We start from the raw sequence: 16,198 nt of genomic DNA, 5'->3' as shown, positions 1-16,198 counted from the left end.
GCTTAAGCCGGCAAGGTCCCGGTGCCAAGCCGCCGTGGAAACGCTTCCCCCGCACGTCACCGTGCTTGACGGCTACGTCGACGAGCCCGCCTGCTTTGGCGTCCCGCCCTACATCAGCCCGCACGCCCGAAACGTGGCGGGCGTGGTCGCCGAGCTTGGCGGCTCCGTGAGCTACCTCACGATCGACGAATGGCGAAAGCGCAGCCCCAAACGGGAAGCGCTCAAGCGCGAAGGCTACCTGCTCGTGATCGCAGGCGCGCTCGTTCCCGGCAAGTACCTCCGCGGCACGCCCGTCTCGCTGCGCGAGGCCCGGCAGATCGCGGCGGACTTCCCCGGCCAGTCGATCCTCGCCGGATCGAGCGCAACGTACGGCTTTGGCGTCGGGGGAGGCCGCCCGCCGCAAGGACGCGAGGAGCTCCGGTCCATCTTTCAACACCTCTGCTTCCTCGATGTGGACGCGTACCTCTTCGACCTCTTCGAGAAGGGGAAGGGCACGCAGCGACGAAAGACCATGGACGAGTGGGCCCGCTGGCCCGTCCTTGGCGCGCACGTCGTCCGCCAGCATCCGGACCACCCGCAGCCGCTCATCGCGGAGATCGAGACGTACCACGGCTGCGTCCGCTTCGTGAACGGCGGCTGCAGCTTCTGCATGGAGCCCGCCGAGGGCGCGCCCAAGTTCCGCCCCGTGCAGCAGGTCGTGGACGAGTGCGAGGCGCTTGCCCGCGAAGGCGTCGTGAACTTCCGCATCGGCGGCCAGGCCGACTTCTTCACCTACGGAACGACGCAGGTGGGCCAAAGCGAAAGCCCGGCGCCCAACCCCGACGCGATCGAGGCGCTGCTTGCGGGCATTCGAAAGCGCTGCCCGGGCCTTCGCGTCCTGCACATCGACAACGTGGACCCCGGCATCGTGTTCGACCACCCGCAGGAAAGCGAGCGCATCGCGCGCCTGGTCGCCCACCACTGCACGGACGGGAACATCGCCGCGTTTGGCCTCGAGACGGCCGACCCTTCCGTCCACGACAAGAACAACCTCAACGTCACGGCCGACGAGTGCCTCGCCGCCATGCGTCTCTTGAACAAGGTCGGCGCGGAGCGCGGCCCCACGGGCATGCCGAAGTTCCTCCCAGGCCTCAACTTCATCTGCGGGCTTCCCGGCGAGAGCCTTGCGACCTACGACCACAACCGCCGATTCCTCCAGCGCGTCCTCGACGAGGGCCTCCTCGTGCGCCGCATCAACATCCGCAAGCTCCTCGAGCAGCGCATCGCCGGCGGCGCCGACACGAGCGCGTTCTTCAAGTTCAAGGAATGGACGCGGGCAAACGTCGACCGGCCGATGCTCCGGCGCATGCTCCCCGTCGGCACGATCCTTCGAAACGTGTATCTCGAGTCGCGCGAGGGCCACCTCACGTACGGCCGGCAGATCGGAAGCTACCCTCTCCTCGTGGGGCTCCCGTACGACATGGTGCTCGACCGGTTCGTGGACGTGGCGATCGTGGGCCACGGCGAGCGGAGCGTCACCGCCGTCGAGCACCCGCTCGACGTGAACCGCGCAAGCCTGCGCGCGCTCACGGCGCTTCCGGGCGTGGGCGCAAAGCGCGCAGCGCGCATCGTTCGGGCGCGGCCGTTTGCCGACGCGGGGGCGTTTGTGGCGGCGTTGGACGACGCGGACGTGGCTCGCGCCGTCCTCCCGTTCGTGCGGACGGGCTGATGTATACACATGTATACATTCGTATACATCGCATCGAGACGCGCGATCGCGCGGCCTAGAACCACACGTGGATGCGCCCCTTGCTCGGCCACTGGGAGGACAGGTCCTGGTTGTACACCTGGAGGATCTCGTTGGGCGAGAAGTCGAGCGGATCGATCGTGATCGTGGCCGTCGTGCCCGAGAACCAGCACGAGCCGCGGCAGACCTGGCCGTTCACCTTGAAGACGACGCGCCCGTTGCCGAACACGGGGTCGGCCAGCTCGTCCTGGATCTGCACGACCCCGCCCCCCCAGCACCACGAGCAGGTGGCCGTGAAACGGGCGGAAAGCGCGCGCCCCACCGACTGGGCTTCGCTTGCGGCGTAGGCGACAAGCGGGTTGCAGTTGACGACGAGGATCTGGACGGTGCAGGGCGGGATCGGGGGGTTGCCGGACTCGTACTGCCGGTACTGGAAGGTCCACGAGTCGGAATCGGCCGACGCAGGGGGCGCGGCCGCGGTCACCAGCGCGACCAGGCACACGAGCGGGAGGATCGTTCGCATGGCAACGGAGACGGCGGCCGGCGGGATGGCGTTTGTTCCAACTTTCCCGTCCGTGTGCACCCGATTGTGTACATCGCTTCAGGGGCCGTACAAATCTTCCCACAGGTCTGCAAACTCTTCGAGGATGCCCGGCGCCGGCGGGAAGCTTGCCAGAAGCCGCCGCACGCGGTCGGGGTCCGAAAGCTCATAGCCGCGCTCGTCGGCGGCCTGCAGCAGGCCCGCGTCGGAGAGGCGGTGGAGGTGGTAGCTCACGGTGGCACGGCTGATTCCCAGCCGCAAGGCGATGTCCTTGTTGGCAAGGGCGCCTTCGGAAAGGAGGAGGAGCGCGATCTTCGCCGCGACGGGGCGGCGAAGGATCGCGAGCAGCCTTCGTTCTCCTGCCCGCGGCGCGCCGGCGGCGGCGGGGTAGTAGCGGAGGAACTCGCCATGGGTCTCGGCGCGAAGGAGGCCGCCCTCCGCAAGGCGCCGCAGGTGGTAGCTTGCAAGCGCGGGCGAGACGCCAAGCTGCCGCTCGACCTCGCGGACGTGGAGACCGGGGTAGCGGCGGATGAGGTCGAGGACCTTCTCGCGGACGGAGACGTCCTCGCCGGCCACGCTCATGGCGGGTTGCCCTTTGCGCGGGCGAAGCGCGCAAGCAGCGGCGCCGCGAGCAGCAGCGCGATCGCAAGGTCGGCCATTCCTAGGAGAAGCTCGAGATGCTCGTGGGCCACGCGCCCCGTGAAGATGGCCCAGGCGCCAACGAAGCCCTTGGCGCCGAGGATCGCAAAGGCGCCAAAGACGTAGGGAAGCCAGCGGTTGGCCGTGGCGCGGTAGCTTTTCCACGCGACAAGCGCAAGGCCTGCGCCGACCAAACCGACGATCGCCAGCACGGCAGACGTGATCTCGTGGATGTGGACCATGAGAGCCGGAGCCAGGCGCGGGGCTCTTGAGCTTTCCGGATTCCGAGTTAGAGGAGCGTCAAAAGTTTGATGAGTGTCAAAGCGTTCGGAAACTTGGGATCTCCATGAAGGCCCTGCGTCTTGCGATTCCGATTGCCGTGCTGGCGGTTCTGGCCCTTGCCGGCGGCGCCCAAGCGCACAGGACCGCCTACACGCCCGACGACCGGATCCGGCTCGTCTACGGAAGCCTTGGAGAGCCGCTCTACACCTTCCAGAAGTCGGGCCTTGACCTTGGCATCTTCGACAACGCGACGGACGCGCCGGTGACCGGACTTGGCGCCGACGTCGAGGCGGGCACGCCTGCGCGCATCAACGTCTCACTCCTTTACGGCGGAGCACGCCTGGACCTCACCCCCACGATGGTCGCCCAGCACGGCCGCAACGGCTGGTACACCTACCCGTACGTGCTCACGCAGCCGGGCGTCTATTCCCTGCGCATCGAGGGCACGATCAACGGAACGGTCGTTCAGCTCACGATTCCGCCGCTCCACGAAGTGCGCGAGCTCGACGAAATCATGTGGCCCGCGCGCGCTCCGCTGCCCGACGAGCAGCAAGCGCAGCTCGACGCGCTACGGGCCGATTTCGACGCCGCGCTGGCCCGCATGGACCGCACGCGGGGCCTGCCGGGCTTCGAGGGCCCCGCCGTGCTTTTGGCGGTCGCGGCCGCGCTGGCGGTGGCCACGCCCCGGCTCCCGGGACGTCGATGAACGCGCTCTTGGTTCCGGCGCTCGCCGGCGCGAGCCTGCTCCTTGCGCTGCTGTGCGCCGCGCCGGCGCAGGCCCACGCCGTGCTGCTGGACGCCGTCCCCGGCCCCGGTCAGCACGTCCTCGACCCGCCGCGCGTGGTCTTCCTGCGCTTCACCGAGGACGTCGAGAAGGCCTACACGCGCGCCGAGGTCGTCGATCCCGACGGCGTCCGGCGGGACACGGGCGACGTGCGGTTCCAGGAGTCCAGGCGCAACGAGATCCTCGTTCCGCTTGCTCCGCTTGCCGACGGGATCTACACCGTCCGCTGGTACACCCTCTCGATCGACACGCACACCGCGCAGGGCAGCTACCTCTTTGCCGTGGGCAACGCGACGCTCGATCCCGCGCAAGCGGCCGCCGGAAGCGCGCGCCACGCGCATGCGCAGGACGTGGCGTTCTGGGCCGAGTCGGCCGGCCGCGCCGCGTTCTTTGCGGGCGCGGCGCTGGCCGCGGGGCTGGCTGCGTTTGTCCTGCTCGTCGCCGGGCCGGTCCTGCGCGGGGTTCCCGACGCGCTGGCGAAGGCGGCCCTGGTCGCCTCCGTGGCGGCAAGCGTCGGCGGGGCCGTGGTCCTGGCCGCCTTCGCCGCACGCGTGGGCGTCGACGTCGCCGGCGCCGTCCTCGGCACGCAAACCGGCGCGCTCCTCTTGGCGCGGACGCTGCTTGCCGGCTCCATGGCGGTGGTCCTCGCGGCGGCGTGGTCCCGCCGTCGCTCTTTGGTCCTGTGGCTTGCGATTGCGGGCCTTGGCGGCCTGACGCTTGCGACGACGTCCTTCTCGGGGCACGCGGGGGCAGTGCGCGGATGGGGGTTCCTGCCCGTCCTGGCCGACCTTGCCCACTTGGTTGCAGGCGCCGGCTGGCTGGGCGGCGTCGTCGGGCTCCTGCTCGTGGCCAAGGACCGGTCGGAGACGCAGGCGGGCGCCCTTGTGTCCACCTTCAGCCCGCTGGCCGTCGCCGCCGTTTCCGTCGTCGTTGGCACCGGCGTCTTCGCAAGCCTGCTGCACCTGCCGCGCGTCGAAGACCTTTGGAGCACCCTCTACGGCCTGGCGGTCGTCGCGAAGGCCTCGCTCGTGGCGCCCTTGGTCGCCCTTGGCGCCTACAACAAGTTCCGCCTCGCGCCCGCCCTCTACGCCGGCCGCGCGCCGCCCTCGCGCCTGCGGCGATCGGTCGCGGTGGAGGCCGTCCTCTTTGCCGGAATCCTCGCGGCCGCGGGCGTCCTCGCTACCTCGCCGCCGCCCGAGGCCGTCGAACCCGAGCGCGGCGGTCCGCTGCTCCTCGAAAAGACGTTGGAGCGGACGCACCTCGTGGTCGCCATCGCGCCCAACCCGCCGGCCGTGGGCAACCAGAGCATCACCGTGGCCGCGCACGGGCTTGGGGGGGCGCTGCCCGACGGGACGGAGGTCTTCCTCAAGCTCGCCGCGCCGGGCCGGCCCGAACCCGACGCGCTGCTCGCGCCCGAGCGGGCAAGCGCCGAGACGTGGTTCCTGTCGGGAGGGTTGATGACCGAGCGCGGCGCATGGACCCTGTACGTGATCCTGCAGCGCCCCGACGAGTACGCAAAGGTCAGCTTCCCAGTGGTGGTCCAATGAAGGCCGCCATCGCTTTGGCGCTCCTGGCGACGGCCATGGCCGTCGCGCTGCCGACGGCAAGTGGGCACACGCCCGAGCACAAGCCGGACGGCTTTTCGAGCCCCGCCATCCCGGCGGGCCAATCGTGGAACCGCACCTTCGAGCAGGAGGGGACGGCATACTACCACTGCCATCCGCACCCTTGGATGGAAGGCATCGTGCGCGTCGATGCCGCTGCGCCGCAGCGCGGGCTCGTCCTCGTGCGCATGCGGGAGTATCGGTTCGACCCGGCGGAGATCCACGTCGCGCCGGGGACGCTCGTCGAATGGGTCAACGACGACAACGACACCCATTTCGTCGTCGAAAGCAAGCCGCCGCCGGAGAGCGGCGGCGGAAGCGCGGTGCCGACCATCGAGCTGTCCTTGGCTGCAGCCAGCGTCCTGGCGGCGGCCAGAATTTGCCGCCGGCCGGCATGACGCTGCCGAACGTTTATATAGCCCCTCCGCGATGGGCGCAACCCTCAAACGGTGTCCGCATGGTCGAATTCCGCGTCGTGATCTCCGATCCCAAGGAGGGCAAGAGCTACCAGGTCAACGTGACCGGTCAGCACGCCAACGTTCTCGTGCGCAAGCGCATCGGGGAGGAGATCGACGGCATGTTCGTGGGCCTTCCCGGCTACAAGCTCAAGATCACCGGCGGAAGCGACCGCGACGGCTTTGCCATGCGCTCGGAGCTTCCCACGTCGGGCCGAAAGCGCCTGCTCGTGGCCGACAGCACCGGCTTCCACCCGGCGCTTGGCGGCATGCGGCGCAAGAAGAGCTTCCGCGGCAACGAGGTCGGCCTCGAGACGGCGCAGATCAACACGATGGTCGTGACGCACGGGCCCAAGCCCGTGGCCGAGCTCGTGCCGAAGAAGGAAGAGAAGAAGTAAGAGCCGCTCGGCTGCCGCCTTGCGGAACGGGCTTTCTCGCGCCGCTTCCGCCGCCCACAAATCCTTTTAACCAGCGGCGCTCTCCTCGGGTGCTTCCATGAAGGTTCCCAAGCAGCCCGAGGTCAACATCGGCATGATCGGCCACGTCGACCACGGGAAGACGACGCTCACGCAGGCGCTCACGGGCGAGTGGACGGACCGCCACTCCGAGGAGCTCAAGCGCGGCATCTCCATCAAGCTTGGCTACGCCGACACGGCAATCTACAAGTGCTCCTCGTGCGCGGAGCCGCAGTGCTGGGGCACGGATCCAAAGTGCTCGAACTGCAGCGGCAAGTGCGAGCTCGCCCGGACGGTCTCGTTCGTGGACGCGCCCGGCCACGAGACGCTCATGGCCACGATGTTGAACGGCGCCTCGCTCATGGACGGCGCGCTGCTTGTGATCAGCGCGGCCGAGCCGTGCCCGCAGCCGCAGACGCGCGAGCATCTCATGGCGCTTACGATCACAGGCGTGAAGAACATCGTGATCGTGCAGAACAAGATCGACCTCGTGCCCGAGCAGAAGGCGCTCGAGAACTACGAGCAGATCAAGGCGTTCGTGAAGGGCACGATCGCCGAGAAGGCGCCCATCATCCCGGTCTCGGCCCAGCAGAAGGTGAACATCGACGTGCTTCTCGCGACGCTGGAGAAGGTCATCCCGACGCCCGAGCACGATCTGTCCAAGCCCGCGCGCATGTACATCGCGCGAAGCTTCGACACGAACCTGCCGGGCTCCTCTCCCAAGGACCTCAAGGGCGGCGTCATCGGAGGCTCGCTCATCCAGGGCAACCTCAACGTGGGCGACGAGATCGAGATCCTCCCCGGGCGGAGGATCGAGGAGCAGCACGGCAAGGTCCGGTACGAGCCGCTGCTCACGAAGGTCACGGGCCTCGTCGCCGGCGGAAAGTCGTACAAGACGGGGAACCCGGGCGGGCTCATCGGCGTGGGCACGCTTCTTGACCCGGCCGTCACCAAGAGCGACAGCTTGGGCGGCCGGCTGTGCGGGAAGCCCGGCACGCTTCCGCCCATGCTCGAGGCTTTCACCATGGAGGTCACGCTCCTGGACCGAGTCGTCGGCACGGCCGAGGACCTCAAGGTGGACGTCGTGAAGACGCGCGAGCCTCTCATGCTCAACATCGGCACGGCCACGACGGTGGGCGTCGTGACGAGCGCGCGCGGCAGCACGGTCGACGTGACGCTCAAGCTTCCGGTGTGCGCGGTGAAGGAGCAGCGCGTCGCGCTCTCGCGGCGCATCGGCCAGCGCTGGCGCCTGATCGGTTACGGGGTGATCCGGTGAGCGACGGCGCCGCCAAGCGCCCCGTCCTCCTCGACACAAACGCCCTCATGATGCAGTTCCAGTTCAGCGTGGACGTCGAAGCCGAGCTTCGTCGCGTGCTGGACTTTTCGTACGAGATCGTGGTTCCAAGCACGGTCGTGGACGAGCTCTCCGCGCTCGCCGAGGAGTCCGTGGGCAAGGACAAGCAGGAGGCTCGCATGGCGCTTCAGCTTGCCAAGAGCTTCAAGGTCCTGCCCGCGGAGGGTGAGGGCGACGCCTCGATCCTGCGCCTGGCGGAGAAGCTCAACGCGATCGTGGTGACAAACGACAAGATCCTGCGCGCGCGGCTGCGCGCGAAGAACGTCCCCAACATCCACATGCGCAGCAAGGCCTTCCTCACGCTCGAGGGCCACGCGGGCTTCTAGGCAAGGCTCCATCCTCAAGCTTCATATCCGGGCGCTCCGTAGCCACCCCAAGGATGGCGCGCCTCATCTTCGTCGACGAGGGGGAGCAGGCCAAGGTGGCCGAGGCGGCCGCCCGCGTCGCCGGGGACGTGGGGGCGGTCGTGACGACGAAAACCCCCGCGGTCGTTGAGTTTGTCGACTGGAGGCCGGGCGAGGGCAGCTTCGCGCGGCAGGGGTACGTCGGCATCTACCAGAAGTTCGGCGACCCGGAGCTCCAGATCCTCGTGGACGTCGCGGCCGAGTCGGCACGGCGGCTGTTCTGGACGACAGTCCTCCTGGAGCTTCTCGTGATCGCGCTCGTCTTCGCGCTTGCGCCTCCCATCTCCGCGTGGTTTGCGGCAAGCGTCGTCCTGTGGGCGGCCTTCGTCGTGGTCGCGCTCGTCTACGTCGGGACCTGGCGGTTGTCGGGCCTGCTCGAGCGCGAGTTCCTGGAGCGGCTGCGGCAGGAGGTTTCGCGCCAAGGCGCCGTGCGGACGCCCATGGAGATCGAAGAGGCCACCGCCCGCGCGCGCGTGCTCGCCAAGGTGCGGATCGCGCAGCTCAAGAAGGATCTTCGGGCCTCCCGGCCATCGCCAAGCGCAAGGGACCTGTTCCGGTTTGGGCGTGCCGCGACGGACGAAGGCGCGTCGGAGACCGAGCGCGCCGCGCAGGACAAAGACGAGGAGAAGCGTCAGCGCCTGCTTGCCCTCAAGCGCGAGCTTGACGAAAAGCGGCGCGACGACGCGCGACCGTGAAGTTATTATCTTCTCTGCGCGATACGCAGGCGGATGGGATGACTCATGCGCGCCTACCCAGCGTTTCCGCTCGCGCTCTCGCTCCTTCTCATGGCGCCGCTCGCTGGTTGCCTTGGCGTCGACAACATGCCCGAGTTCCGCGAAGCGCTTGGCTTCCACCGAGCGCGCGAGGCCCTGGGCCTTGCGCCCGAAGCGCGGGCCGCCCTGCTGCCCGTGGCGTCGATCGAGTCCTCCGCGTCGGTCGCGCGGGTGGGCGAGACCGTGCGCTTCTGGGCCAGCGCGGTCGATCCTCAATCTCTCCCGCTCGTGCACACGTGGGACTTCGCGGACGGCCAAGCCTCCGCGGGCGAGCGCACGTCCCACGCGTGGAGCGCCCCTGGCCCCTACGTCGTGACCCTCAGCAGCCGCAACTCGGCGGGCCTCACGTCCGTCGCACAGGTGGAGATCCGCGTGGTGGCCAACGCGGCGCCCACGATCGATGCCCTCGTCGTCGAACGGGGAGGCGCAAAGACCCACGAAGCGCTTGCAGGCGAGCTTCTCGACCTGCGGGTCCTGGCCGCCGACGCCGACGGCGACTCCCTTTCGGTCGCTTGGGACTTGGGCGACGGCCGCTCAGGGTCCGGGCCCCGCGTCACGCACGCCTACGCCGCCGGCGGCGTGTACGCGGTGCGCGTGACCGTCTCCGATCCCTACGGCGCTTCCGCTTCGGCGACGGCCGAGCTTCGCATCCACTTCGAGGAGACCGTCGCGGGACGCATGGGGCACGCCGATCCGCCCGCCCGCCACGTGTTCCCCGTCGCTGCGGGCGCGACCTCGCTTTCCGTGGCGCTTTCCTTCCCGGCCTCCGGAGGCGTCAACGACCTCGACCTTGCGCTCGTCGACGCGTCGGGGCAGCGCGTCGCGCAGGCCAAAACGCCGACTGCGGCCGGCGAATTGGGCTTGGCCAACGAGTGGATCGGGCTCAACGCCGCCGCGCTTGCCGGCCGGGCGCCGGGCCCGTGGGCGCTCCTCGTCGAGCGGACGGGCGGGCTGGACGTCGCCTACGAGCTTGCGGTGAGCTTGCGGTACTGACCGAAAAGCCCATAAGCGGTCCGCCGGAATGACCGGCGTCCCTCCATGAAGCGAAAGGACAAGAGCCTGGAGGATCTCGACGCCGAGATCGCAAGGCTGGAAGCCGAGCTCTCGGCCTTGGGAAAAGGCGGCGCAGCGGAACCGCCCGCGCCGGCGAAGCGGCGCGGATTGTCCTTCGGACGCGCGCGCGGGGACGCCGCCTCGGAGCCGCCGGCCGAAGATCCGGCGCCATCGCCGCCTGCCTCGCCCGCCAAGGGATTCTTTGCAAAGATCCCGATCGCCAAGATCCCCCGCGCCAAGAAGGCCGGGGCGCCTGCTGCCGACGCGCGGCAACCGCCGGCGGCCTCCGCGCTTCCGCCGACCTCGGGCGCGTCCTGGGACAAGAGCGGGCGTACGTGGAAGCGGACCGCGCCGGACCAGAAGCCCGTCTACGTTCGACGCGTGGTCGATCCCTCGGGCGAGGTGCGGGAAGAGCCTGCCGATGCGGTTGCGCTGGGACTGGCGCCCGCGCCGCGCCGCGTCTTTGGTTTTGGTCGCGGCCGCGAGGAGCCCCCACCCTCGGATCCGGCGGCGGGTCCGACGCCGGCAAACGGCGCGCGCCGCCGTTGGATCGTACCGGCGGCCATCGTTGTGGTCGCCCTTTTGGCGGGCGCCGCGCTTCTGGGCTCGGGGTACCTGGGGGGAGTCGGCAGCGACGCTGCGCAGGCGCCGGTGGTCGCGCTCTCGGCGACCGGCGGCGTCCTCGACGCCGACGCGCGCACGCTGCGGGCGCTCTCCGGCCGGGCCGTCGTGCTCGACGCGGCGGGGACGGCCGATCCCAGCCGCACCGGCGTCTCGTACCATTGGGACTTCGGCGACGGGCGTTCGGGCACGGGCGAATCCGTGCAGCACACGTGGACGAGCCCCGGCACCTACACCCTTACGCTTACCGCCCGCAACGAGCGCGGATCGACCGTGCGCGCGATCGACGTGACCGTCATCTCGCTTACGCCGCGGTTCGCGATGCTCGTGAACGACACGCCCGTCTCCGACGCCAACCCCGTGTTTCGCGGCGACACCGTGCGCCTCGACGCGACGACCTCCACCGTTCCGACCGGCACGACGTATGCGTGGCGCATCGACGGCGTGGCCCCGCGCCAGAGCGGGCCTTCCGTTCCTTCGGGCGCCACGACGCAGTTTGCGCCAAGCGCGCCCGGCCTCTTCTCCGTCCGCCTCGTCGTGACGGAGCCGGCCGGCGTGTCGGCCGAGACGACGGCCGTGCTCGTGGTCAACCAGCGCCTCCCGGACGACTTCGTCATGGCCAACACGACCACAGAGTCGCGGTCCGTCAATCGCACCTTCGTCCTGTTCTCGGACGCCCAGATCGTCCCGGCCAGGGTGCGGATCACGCTCGAGTTCTCCTCCAACGTCTCGGCCGGGGGCTCGCCGCTGCCCGACCCCGGCGTGCTGCCGGTCAATCCCAACAACCTCACGCTGCACGTGCACGACGAGAACGGGAACCTCGTGCGCGAGGACACCTCCGCCAACGCTCCCAAGGTGATGGAGATCGACAACCCGGCCGTCGCAGGCCGCGCTTCGTGGCTCGCCGAGGTCCGGCGCCCGCCCGGAGGGCTCGAGGACCAGCCCTTCCGGCTCATTATCGAGATCTTCTACCGCGCCGCCTAGGTCAGAGAACGGCGCCGATCGTCGGGCTGTCGAGGAAGTCCATGTCGAAGAATGCGATCCCCTGCCGCATGCCGTCCGCGTCCAGCCGGTCGCGTCCGGCCGCGCGTGCGATCGCGGACGCCCGCAGCCAAACGTCGGCCAGCGCGTTCCAGAACTCGTGCTCGAACACGCGGGCCACGTGGGCTTGGTAGCCTCCCGCGTCCACGCCGTGGCAGGCCAAGCCGTAGAGGTGGTCGCGCGCAAGCAGGGTGGCCGCGTACGCGCGGGCAAGCGCCGCGGCCGGCTCGTCGGCGGGAAGCCAATCGAGCTCGGACACCCGCAACTCCCCGAGGGGCTCCGTGCGGCCGGAGGCGCCAAGGCGCAAGCGTTGGATGCGCAGTCCTTGCAGTCGCCAGGTCTCCCACGAAAGGTCGGGCGCGACGCGGATCGGAAGCGAGAGGCCGTCCTTGGCGGCAAACGCCGCTCGAACAAGCGCCATCCGGACGCGCGCGAGAGCCTTCGGATCCGCCGGCGACGGGGGATCCCGCCGCACGACGCGGCCGGCGTCGAGGTCGCACAGGGCGCCCAAGAGCAGCGCAAGGTCGAGGCTTGCAGGTACGTCCTTGAGGTCGTTCCGCACCGATTCGGCGGTGGCAAACAATCCTCGCCGCTGGGCTTGCGAGCGGAAGGCCTCGAAGACCGAACGCGCTTCGGCGACGCGCGCTTCGAGGTTCGGCAGGAACTCCTCGGCGCGAAGGCCCGCGAGGGCCGGCGGCGCGTCGGCGGTCCAGGTGCCCGGGCACGCGCGGTTGATGCTCACCTGCGCTCGCTCGAGCACGTGCGTCGAGTACGGAAAGGCGCGGCACGGCCGGGGACGCTCGTCGTAGATCGAGCAGGCGCGGTCGGAGGCGAGGAACACGCACGCGCCATTGCCGCCGGCGAGCTTGAGCGAGGGCTCCTGACCGTCTGCCACGCCCGGTCGCGTGCGCGGGTCGGAACGCAGGCGTGCGGCCTCGGTGGGCGACAGTCCGGCGGGACAAAGGCAGCAGAAACCGCAGCCCGGCAGGCAGCGGAAGGTGTTGGATTGAAGCTCACTTGCCTCGATGTTCACGAGCGGAAAAGGAGGGCGGCCGCAAAGAAACTTTGGCCGCCGATTCGAAAGGAAACGGATTTGGCTTGACGGGTCGAGGAACCTCGGGTCCGGCCTACCGCTTCTTCTTCTTGGTGGTCTTCTTGGCGGCCTTCTTCTTCGTGGCCTTCTTCTTTGCCATTTGTACCCTCCGACTTATATAATGGGCGACTTCCTTATAAAGCTGTTTATTTGTAGGAAACGAACGGACCGAACGCTGGCCTGTCCGTCCGAAACGGCCGCCTGTTTCGCATCGTCTATCGTCGATTGGCCGCCATCCAAGCGGCGCCAGCAAGCGCCAGCAGCACCGCCATCTCCGACCACGGTTGCAAGCGCGCCGGCGAATTCGAGCGCGCCGCCTCCACGACGACGGTCCGCTCGTCGAACACGGCCGGCGCAAGGGGCCGATGGTCCGGCCCCACAAGCTCGGCGCGCAAGGCGTGTACGCCCTCCGGGAGATTCCAGAACGTGAACGTCTTGGCTGCCGTTCTGCCGCTGATCGAATCGTTGCCGGCAAACGAATACTGGATGTGCCCGGCCGAATCGCCGACGGCAGGCGACGACGGATCCACGAGCTCGAAGTTGAGCACGTCCACGGCCACCGTCACGTTGGGCCCCACAGTCGCACCCGCCGCCGGCGCCGTGAAACGGATCGACGGCGAGCCCGTCGTGGGAGACGATCGAAGCCGCACGTGCACCGTCGCCACGACCGGCGCCGGGAAGCTCCGGCCGTCGGCGAGCACGGCCTCGGCGGCAAGCGTGTAGTTGCCCGGCGCAAGGCTCGTGAACGACCACACGGTCTCGTTCGTTGTCCCTCGGACGTCGCCATTGATCGAGTAGCGAATGCGGCCCTCCCCCGGCGCCGCGACGCCCGGCGGCACCAGCCGCAACCCTTCCACGTCCACCGCGGCCGTCACGTGCGTGGCCACGGGCTGCGCGCCTTCGAGCGGGGAACGGAATCGGACGGCCGGCAGCTGGACCCAGCGCTCGACGTACACGGGCGGTTGGAGCGGTGCGCCCGTGAGGTTCACAAGCTCCGCGCGGACCAGCGCCGCTCCCTGGGGAAGGGCCCGAAACGAATGGACCGTCCGATTGCCGACGGCGTCTTCGCGGCACGTGGAATTCCCGATGGGCGCGTGGCAGAAGCGCAGGCGGCCGTGCCCCGCGCGCCCGGACTCCGAAAGCGTGAAGTTCTCCACGCGAACGGACATGTTCAAGACCTCGCGCGCGCCGGGTTGGTCTTCCTCCGACGGCTCCAGCAGGTGGAGGCCGGGCCGGCCGGGCGGGATGCGAATCCGAACTTCGTCGAAGACGGGCGGCGACAAGGGCCGGTGGTGGTTGTCCCGAAGCTCCGCCTGGACCACGTAGAGGCCGGGAGCAAGGCCCATCATCGCGAGCGTGGCTTGGTGGGTGTCGTACCCAGGCGGCAGGATCGGTTCCATCAGGCCGTGCGGCCGGATCGAGTAATGGAGATGGCCCACGCGCTGTGGCGCTCCGTGCGCCGTCTCGTGGGGTCGCAGCTGGAAATCGTCGACTTCGACCTTCACGACAAGGGTGCTGGAATTGTGCTCCGCCGGCACGGATGCGCGCACGGGCGAGACGATGCGCACCGTTGGCATCCCGGGCGCCACGACCACGCGGACGGCATCTTCCGCGTCTGGGGAAACAGGACGGCCGTCGGAATGGGCAAGTTTCGCTCGGAACCAGTGGGCTCCGGCGGACAGGGCGGTGTAGGCGAACTCGGTCCGATGGTCCGCGCCGACGAGCACGTCGTCGAGGAAATACACCACGTGACCCACCGAACCCCCCGTGGACGGCTCGGAGGGGTCGCGAAGGGTGAAGTTCTCGACGTGGAGCGTGAGCACGACGGTGCTGCCGTAGCCGGTCGAATTGTTGGCGGGCGAAAGGATGCGAAGACGCGGAGGCGGGACTTCCCCGCCGGTGGCTTCGTGTTCCAGGCCCAAGGTCGCCGCTGCCGCAAACGACAGGATCGCCACCAAGATGGGAAGGCCGGCGAGGACGGCCCCACGCGCGCACGTTCCTTGCGTCAACGGCTTGCCACCTCCGACATGGCCGGGCGTTCGCGCCGCCTAGGATGCTCGCGCGGATTAAGCGTTTCGCGAGCCTCGGAGATTTGGGTCAATCGAACACGCGCCCGAACCGCCAGGTCCGATCGTCGATTGCAATCGCGAGGGCGTCGCCCTCCGAAAGCGGGACGGCTTCCACCCGCGCGTGCCCGGGCCGAACGCTCCGCAGAGGCGCAAGATCCCGCGGATCGGGCCCGTCGACGGAAACGCGCGCCTGCGGCAGTGCCGACGCCAACGGGCCGGACAGGAACACGTCGACGTCGTACCGCGTCGCGCCCGCGCCCGCCGTCGCGGGGAGAATCGCGACCGTGAGGACGCCATCGTCGTCCGCGTGGCGCAAGATGTGGTATTCCGGCGGCTCGCCGGGCGCAGCGGCGACCTCCGACACGGGCGGCACGAGCGCCGTGAGAAGCCCAGCGGCCACGAGCACGGCCGCCCCGAGCGCGGCTTCGGCGCCAACCGCGCGCGCGAACGACCGGGGGCCGGAGCCCCGCCCTTGTCCAAACCGCCGGTTCCGCGCTCCAAAGGCGAGCACGACGGCGACAAGCGCGACCTTCGCGAGGAGGACCCAGCCCCAGGCCGTCGTCGTGAGCCCCTCGAGGCCACCCGCGAGCGCGAGCGTCGCAACGACGCCCGTCGCGACCACGCCGGCGACGCACGAGGTCGCCACGGGGGTGAACGCGCGGGCGCACGAGGCAAGGAGCCCCCTGCGCGTTGCCTCTTCCAGAAGCGACGCCGCCGGGACGACCACGAGCGCGAGGAAGGCCACGCCGCCGATCCAGACCGTGCCGAGGATCGTGTGCACGAGGTCCAGAAGCGCGGGCGTCCAGCCCTGCGCGCCAAGGTGCCCGAGGAGGGCCGAAGCGGCGGCGAGCACGAGGCCGGCGCCCACGGCCACGGGCCACGTCCACGGCAAGCGATCGCGCCGTTCGGCAAGCGCCATGCGACCAAGCTCGAGCCCCAGCACGGCAAAGGCGTAGGCAAGAAGCGCCAAGCGCAGCGACGCCTGCGTCCCTCTCTCGGTGGTCGGTCCGCCGTGCCCTCCCACGCCGGGCGCGGGGGGGCCTGCGCCGGCGCCCAGCAGCGCCGCCGAGACGGCAGCGAGCGCAAAACCCGCGATCCAGAGGGCAAGGAACCTCCGCTCGACGGCGCGCGCGAGCGCCTCGTCGACGCCCGCGCGAACCTGCGGTCGCCACACGAGAATCCCGGCAAGGGGCGCTCCGAGAAGGGCGGCAAGGGAAAGCGCGAAGGTGGCGCCGGAGGCAAGGTCGAGCGGGGAGCCGCGGACCGCCGGGTCGCGCTCCGCGGCTCCCCGCTCGACCTTGCCT

General features: G+C 69.6%; 16 protein-coding genes. 10 read left to right on the top strand and 6 right to left on the bottom strand.

What is annotated here, in order from left to right; translation table 11 throughout:
- Positions 1-34: 34 nt before the first annotated feature.
- Positions 35-1,708, top strand: a complete 1,674-nt coding sequence (locus VM681_04960) for a radical SAM protein (GenBank protein HVL87346.1) — start codon at positions 35-37, stop codon at positions 1,706-1,708.
- Between the two features lie 55 nt (positions 1,709-1,763).
- Here the strand turns inward: VM681_04960 and VM681_04955 are convergent, their stop codons facing one another.
- From VM681_04955 to VM681_04945, 3 genes are all read right to left on the bottom strand, one after another.
- The gene (locus VM681_04955; GenBank protein ID HVL87345.1) at positions 1,764-2,249 is read right to left on the bottom strand and encodes a hypothetical protein; all 486 of its coding nucleotides are present in this window, start codon (positions 2,247-2,249) and stop codon (positions 1,764-1,766) included.
- Positions 2,250-2,327: 78 nt separating this feature from the next.
- Positions 2,328-2,849, bottom strand: coding sequence for an ArsR family transcriptional regulator (locus VM681_04950; GenBank protein HVL87344.1), 522 nt, complete (start codon positions 2,847-2,849; stop codon positions 2,328-2,330).
- On the bottom strand, positions 2,846-3,148 hold the full coding sequence (locus VM681_04945; GenBank protein HVL87343.1) for a hypothetical protein: 303 nt from the start codon (positions 3,146-3,148) through the stop codon (positions 2,846-2,848). Before VM681_04945 ends, VM681_04950 begins: the two co-directional genes overlap by 4 nt.
- Before the next feature lie 104 nt (positions 3,149-3,252).
- Between VM681_04945 and VM681_04940 the strand changes: the two genes are divergently transcribed.
- The 9 genes from VM681_04940 (at position 3,253) to VM681_04900 (ending at position 11,675) form a co-directional block, all read left to right on the top strand.
- Entirely contained in the window at positions 3,253-3,894 is a 642-nt protein-coding gene (locus VM681_04940) for a hypothetical protein (GenBank protein ID HVL87342.1), read from the top strand.
- Complete coding sequence (locus VM681_04935) at positions 3,891-5,519, top strand: CopD family protein (GenBank protein ID HVL87341.1); 1,629 nt, start codon at positions 3,891-3,893, stop codon at positions 5,517-5,519. Before VM681_04940 ends, VM681_04935 begins: the two co-directional genes overlap by 4 nt.
- Complete coding sequence (locus VM681_04930; protein ID HVL87340.1) at positions 5,516-5,974, top strand: plastocyanin/azurin family copper-binding protein; 459 nt, start codon at positions 5,516-5,518, stop codon at positions 5,972-5,974. Before VM681_04935 ends, VM681_04930 begins: the two co-directional genes overlap by 4 nt.
- A gap of 59 nt (positions 5,975-6,033) precedes the next feature.
- Positions 6,034-6,429, top strand: a complete 396-nt coding sequence (locus tag VM681_04925) for a 30S ribosomal protein S6e (GenBank protein HVL87339.1) — start codon at positions 6,034-6,036, stop codon at positions 6,427-6,429.
- Between the two features lie 97 nt (positions 6,430-6,526).
- Positions 6,527-7,762 (top strand): translation initiation factor IF-2 subunit gamma, encoded by a 1,236-nt coding sequence (locus VM681_04920; GenBank protein ID HVL87338.1) that lies wholly within the window; start codon positions 6,527-6,529, stop codon positions 7,760-7,762.
- Positions 7,759-8,166 (top strand): PIN domain-containing protein, encoded by a 408-nt coding sequence (locus VM681_04915; GenBank protein ID HVL87337.1) that lies wholly within the window; start codon positions 7,759-7,761, stop codon positions 8,164-8,166. The genes VM681_04920 and VM681_04915 overlap by 4 nt, the downstream gene beginning before the upstream one ends.
- A 53-nt stretch (positions 8,167-8,219) precedes the next feature.
- Positions 8,220-8,939, top strand: a complete 720-nt coding sequence (locus tag VM681_04910) for a hypothetical protein (GenBank protein HVL87336.1) — start codon at positions 8,220-8,222, stop codon at positions 8,937-8,939.
- Between the two features lie 45 nt (positions 8,940-8,984).
- Positions 8,985-10,010, top strand: coding sequence for a PKD domain-containing protein (locus VM681_04905; protein ID HVL87335.1), 1,026 nt, complete (start codon positions 8,985-8,987; stop codon positions 10,008-10,010).
- A gap of 45 nt (positions 10,011-10,055) precedes the next feature.
- Positions 10,056-11,675 carry a PKD domain-containing protein gene (locus tag VM681_04900; protein ID HVL87334.1) on the top strand — a complete coding sequence of 540 codons (1,620 nt, stop codon included), beginning with the start codon at positions 10,056-10,058 and terminating at the stop codon, positions 11,673-11,675.
- A gap of 1 nt (position 11,676) precedes the next feature.
- Here VM681_04900 and VM681_04895 read toward each other — a convergent pair whose 3' ends face one another.
- From VM681_04895 to VM681_04885, 3 genes are all read right to left on the bottom strand, one after another.
- Positions 11,677-12,765, bottom strand: a complete 1,089-nt coding sequence (locus tag VM681_04895; GenBank protein ID HVL87333.1) for a YkgJ family cysteine cluster protein — start codon at positions 12,763-12,765, stop codon at positions 11,677-11,679.
- Positions 12,766-13,040: 275 nt separating this feature from the next.
- Entirely contained in the window at positions 13,041-14,834 is a 1,794-nt protein-coding gene (locus VM681_04890) for a hypothetical protein (protein HVL87332.1), read from the bottom strand.
- 88 nt (positions 14,835-14,922) lie between these two features.
- Positions 14,923-16,198: CopD family protein (locus tag VM681_04885; protein ID HVL87331.1), on the bottom strand; the 1,276-nt coding region annotated here is incomplete at its 5' end.

Source organism: Candidatus Thermoplasmatota archaeon (assembly GCA_035541015.1).
GTDB lineage: Archaea > Thermoplasmatota > SW-10-69-26 > JACQPN01 > JAIVGT01 > DATLFM01.
Note: the sequence above shows the minus strand (reverse complement) of the source record. Positions and strands in the feature narration are given on the sequence as shown.

Excerpts from the sequence above, each read along its gene's own strand:
- VM681_04950 (HVL87344.1), bottom strand. The coding sequence starts at position 2,849 with ATGAGCGTGGCCGGCGAGGACGTCTCCGTCCGCGAGAAGGTCCTCGAC.
- VM681_04930 (HVL87340.1), top strand. The coding sequence starts at position 5,516 with ATGAAGGCCGCCATCGCTTTGGCGCTCCTGGCGACGGCCATGGCCGTC.
- VM681_04920 (HVL87338.1), top strand. The coding sequence starts at position 6,527 with ATGAAGGTTCCCAAGCAGCCCGAGGTCAACATCGGCATGATCGGCCAC.
- VM681_04910 (HVL87336.1), top strand. The coding sequence starts at position 8,220 with ATGGCGCGCCTCATCTTCGTCGACGAGGGGGAGCAGGCCAAGGTGGCC.
- VM681_04955 (HVL87345.1), bottom strand. The coding sequence starts at position 2,249 with ATGCGAACGATCCTCCCGCTCGTGTGCCTGGTCGCGCTGGTGACCGCG.
- VM681_04945 (HVL87343.1), bottom strand. The coding sequence starts at position 3,148 with ATGGTCCACATCCACGAGATCACGTCTGCCGTGCTGGCGATCGTCGGT.
- VM681_04935 (HVL87341.1), top strand. The coding sequence starts at position 3,891 with ATGAACGCGCTCTTGGTTCCGGCGCTCGCCGGCGCGAGCCTGCTCCTT.
- VM681_04900 (HVL87334.1), top strand. The coding sequence starts at position 10,056 with ATGAAGCGAAAGGACAAGAGCCTGGAGGATCTCGACGCCGAGATCGCA.
- VM681_04905 (HVL87335.1), top strand. The coding sequence starts at position 8,985 with ATGCGCGCCTACCCAGCGTTTCCGCTCGCGCTCTCGCTCCTTCTCATG.
- VM681_04940 (HVL87342.1), top strand. The coding sequence starts at position 3,253 with ATGAAGGCCCTGCGTCTTGCGATTCCGATTGCCGTGCTGGCGGTTCTG.
- VM681_04925 (HVL87339.1), top strand. The coding sequence starts at position 6,034 with ATGGTCGAATTCCGCGTCGTGATCTCCGATCCCAAGGAGGGCAAGAGC.